Raw genomic sequence first — 4,375 nt, forward strand, 5'->3', positions numbered from 1 at the left:
ACTGAAAATCTTTATTGGTGGTGGAAACAGGAGTATCAAAAGAAAACCACTGACCTGTCACAAGTCACTGACAATCTTTATTGATGGAGGAAACAGGAGTATCAAGAGAAAACTACCGACCTGTCACAAGTCACTGACAATCTTTATCGGTGGAGGAAACAGGAGTATCAAAAGAAAGCCATCGACCTGTCACAAGTCACTGACAATCTTTATTGGTGGAGGAAACAGGAGTATCAAGAGAAAGGCATCGACCTGTCACAAGTCACTGACAATCTTTATCGGTGGAGGAAACAGGAGTATCAAAAGAAAGCCATCGACCTGTCACAAGTCACTGACAATCTTTATGGATGGAGGAAACCGGAGAATCAAGAGAAAACCACCGACCTGTCACAAGTCACTGACTATCTTTATTGGTGGAGGAAACAGGAGTATCAAGAGGAAACCATCGACCTGTCACAAGTCACTGATAATCGTTATTGGTGGAGGAAACAGGAGTATCAAGAGAAAATCACCGACCTGTCACACGACACTGACATTCTTTATTGGTTGAGGAAACAGGAGTATCAAGAGAAAACCACCGACCTGTCACAAGTCACTGACAATCTTTATTGGTGGAGGAAACAGGAGTATCAAGAGAAAACCACCGACCTGTCACAAGTCACTGACAATCCTTATCACATAATGTTGTATCGAGTACATCTCGCCGTCACGAGATGGATACCTGCCAACAATTGTAGTGGTGATATGCACTGATTGCATAGGTACTTGTAAATCTAACTACCATACAATCACAATCACGACAGCCCTCCATCTATGTAAGAATTAGAAGGTTTACTTATTTGCTACTGTTTTTATGATTCGACATTTCAGATTGATGTGTTCGTAATCAGCCGTATTTCTGGAATAGATAACCTACATTTATTGTCCAAAATAGCTTAATAGTGGAAAAAAACTTAAAGCATAACTTGAAGATACCAAAGGGGTAATCAGAATCCTCATATCGTAGAAGAACAAACAACAGAATGATCAAATGAAAAAGTACAAAAGGATAAACAACGATCAACAAAACATTGAACAAACAAAAAGATCGAGTAACGCGAGCCCCACTAACAACCGCGGGTGACCTCATGTGCTCTGGGAGGGTACTCAGTTCCTGCTCGTCAATTGGCACTCGTCGTGTTAATTTACTTACAAAGCCGTTGATGTCATGAATGAGGAAATGACCTGCCCGGGATGTGGAACATATCCGTGGTCATTTGTGGCACATATATTATATAACGGTCAACCAATTCATGATGGCGACCGTAAAACTGTCGAAGTGATGACTTCAACTTAACTAAGAGGAACCAGTGATTCAGTAGTGTCCTTGTTAATAGCAACACTCTTATAATCAAGTAAATCTTGATTGGAACCACAAGCTCTAGAAAATGGTATCGACTGGGAGATATATATTCCATGTTAGCAGGTGGTGCTGGAAGGTTGCTACATATAAATCAATCTTTGCAAATTCCACAGAAATTAGTGGACGAGGATTTAGGAAGATATTTTTTTTTCTAAAAACCAAGCAATTTCATTTGATAATTGAGCACTATCGGATTTTCAAGAACGAGTAAGTATCGATTTACATTCCTGACAAAATTCATAAAGTCAGTATTAACTTGATTACTGCTAAAACAGTGGCGGTAAAATCGAATATCATTATACGAAGATTTTAAATTAATAGACAAATCCCTTCTAACGATCATTCTTAAGTCAAAATACATATTATAGCAAATACTGTTGTGGATATCGATATAGTTAGAGTCAGTGTTTTAAATATTATGACCGATACAATGCTGTCTTGTTTGTAGTTTTTACAGCTTCAAAGACGAGATATTGACAAAAGGACAAGCTATCAACTACAAAACACTATACCGAAAGCTAATGATTGAGCAACAAGAAGGAACCCGACAAAAAACAAAGAGGTATAAATATTTCCGGCTCCACAAGTGGCACCCGTCATGCTACTCTTATACAAAACGAACATGATGTGATTTAGAAATCGTGTTGGACACTATCATACATAAATAAATACATAAACATAAATAAAACATGAAATCCTTACAACAATAGCTGGGAGTAAAGACGAGCCGAATATGTGTTGTACAGTACAAAACGATAGGAATATTGAATAATAAAACAAATCAATCGAGAATCATATCCCAATGTAACAATGAAAGTAACATGGACATGGAATGCTGGTCAGGGACATGGAATGCTGGTCATGGACATGGAATGCTGGTCAGGGACATGGAATGCTGGTCAGGGACATGGAATGCTGGTCATGGACATGGAATGCTGGTCAGGGACATGGAATGCTGGTCAGGGACATGGAATGCTGGTCAGGAACATGGAATGCTGTTCAGGGACATGGAATGCTGGTCAGGGACATGGAATGCTGGTCAGGGACATGGAATGCTGGTCATGGACATGGAATGCTGTTCAGGGACATGGAATGCTGGTCAGGGACATGGAATGCTGGTTCACCCGTTAAAAATGATTTAATTGAACGATTACATCGTAACATGTAATGACTGGCAAGTGACAAGTAATAATAATATGTCCGAGAAAGAAAAAAACAATCCGTGGTCCGGAGAAAGTGGGTCAGGCAACCTTATAACATCGATGAATATCGTATTAATTCGTCCTATATTCAGAACGTATGACATAAACTGCAGCTATTTTTTACTGTTAACGGTCAAAGTACATATAATACTACAGTGTTTACAGAGTAATATGTAACGGGATATAACTATAAACCTGACACTATTTATATGATAAATAGACCTTTATATGGAATCTTAGATTAAATGAGATATTAGAGAAATACAACATGTTCAGCAATCATATTACATAGTAATCACGATAGAGACAATCTGGAGACGGCAACACAAGATTTCTACAACTTAACAATGATAAATATCACTGATTTCAAAATAATTAATGTAATGGCTTTATTTAGCAATACCATTATGATAAAATGTGAAATATGAAGATATGAGAAAAAAAAATAATGTAGACAATTGTAAAATCAGGAATATTAATTAAAAAAAAATAAAATAAAAATAATAATAATAACATGGTCGTTCGTGTATTTATTATAACAAGTGAACAGTTAAGACAAGTTTAGTTTCTTCTATATTGATGCTATTCCACTTTAACTGTGTCTACTATGAAAATACGTTTTCATTGAAATATCTACGCGGCTAGGAAACTACGTTCTTTCGTAATTGATAAATTCCACTTCACATTTGTTTACGTAAAAATATTTCTTGATATTTCTAAATTAACAATCTATAAGCGCGACCAATATATCGAAAGAAGAAATATTGTTTTGAAAGTATTTTTTCCGTTCAATATAAGGATAAGGGTAATAACAAAATTACCGAACTCCTAACAATCTTCCAAATGGACAGTCGATACTCATAATCAACAAACATACAAATTCAGTCAACAACCGAAAACTGGGAAATCCGTAATGATCCTGATTTGGTACAGGCGTTTCCAAAGAAACGGAGGGTTGAATCCATTTTACGGCGCCAAACCTCCCACCTTCCATTACGGTTAAAATGTTCCGGTTGTCACTATAATAGTATTTAAAAAAAATACTTGACCAAAACAGGTATACAAGCAGTGAACGCAGTACTTCACTATGAAAATCCAGAGACGCCCAAAATAAAATGACGTGTGTTCTCAATCTTGATCTTTATACATTTTCATTATGAAAATATTTTCACTATGAAAATCCATCTTTCACAATAATCTCTGCAGAGGCAGAATATACTTCGACAAGATCTTGGTATCGGAATATAAACTTTTTAAGGGATCGAATAAGGCGAATCTGTTTATAGCCCTGGTCCAGTAGCCTGTTTCTCAAGAAATCAGAATAATTGCTACTGGCCCTAGCATAACGAATTAATTGCGATATGTAAACACCATATGCAGGAGAAGCTGGTATATTGCTGCACATATTAGGATAATTTATGATTTTAAAATTGAAGTCATCCCGTTTATCATAAATGTTAGTACTGAGTTGACCACTGTCGTCAAATTCGAGGTATAAGTCCAAAAATGATGCTGACGAAGCTGTATCTGTGGTCTCTTTAATTTCTAGCTCTAGAGGATATATCAATGGAAGAAATATGTTATCGATGAGGAACTCCATCATACTGATCACTTGTTCCTCGGGGTAGCATGTCTTACCTTTTTGAATTATGTTTGAAAAATATGTGGAATTGTAGCCTAACACAACAAATGTTGAGCCATCTTTTCTATGACTGAAAGCTTTGTGAATTAATTCTTTCAAGTGGGTTTTTAATTTGTCATGCGGTAGGGT

General features: G+C 36.6%; 1 protein-coding gene and 1 pseudogene. One reads left to right on the forward strand and one right to left on the reverse strand.

Annotated features, from left to right (window positions below; all coding sequences use genetic code 11):
* Nucleotides 1-550, forward strand: a pseudogene (locus tag PSN35_RS06305) (hypothetical protein); the annotation flags it as partial.
* Nucleotides 551-3,775: 3,225 nt separating this feature from the next.
* On the opposite strand, the gene PSN35_RS06310 reads toward PSN35_RS06305, so the two are convergent.
* On the reverse strand, nt 3,776-4,375 hold a 600-nt coding region (locus tag PSN35_RS06310), incomplete at its 5' end, for a hypothetical protein (protein ID WP_300030998.1).

Origin of the sequence: Candidatus Thioglobus sp. (assembly GCF_028599055.1) — a bacterium.
Taxonomy (GTDB): Bacteria; Pseudomonadota; Gammaproteobacteria; order PS1; family Pseudothioglobaceae; genus Thioglobus_A.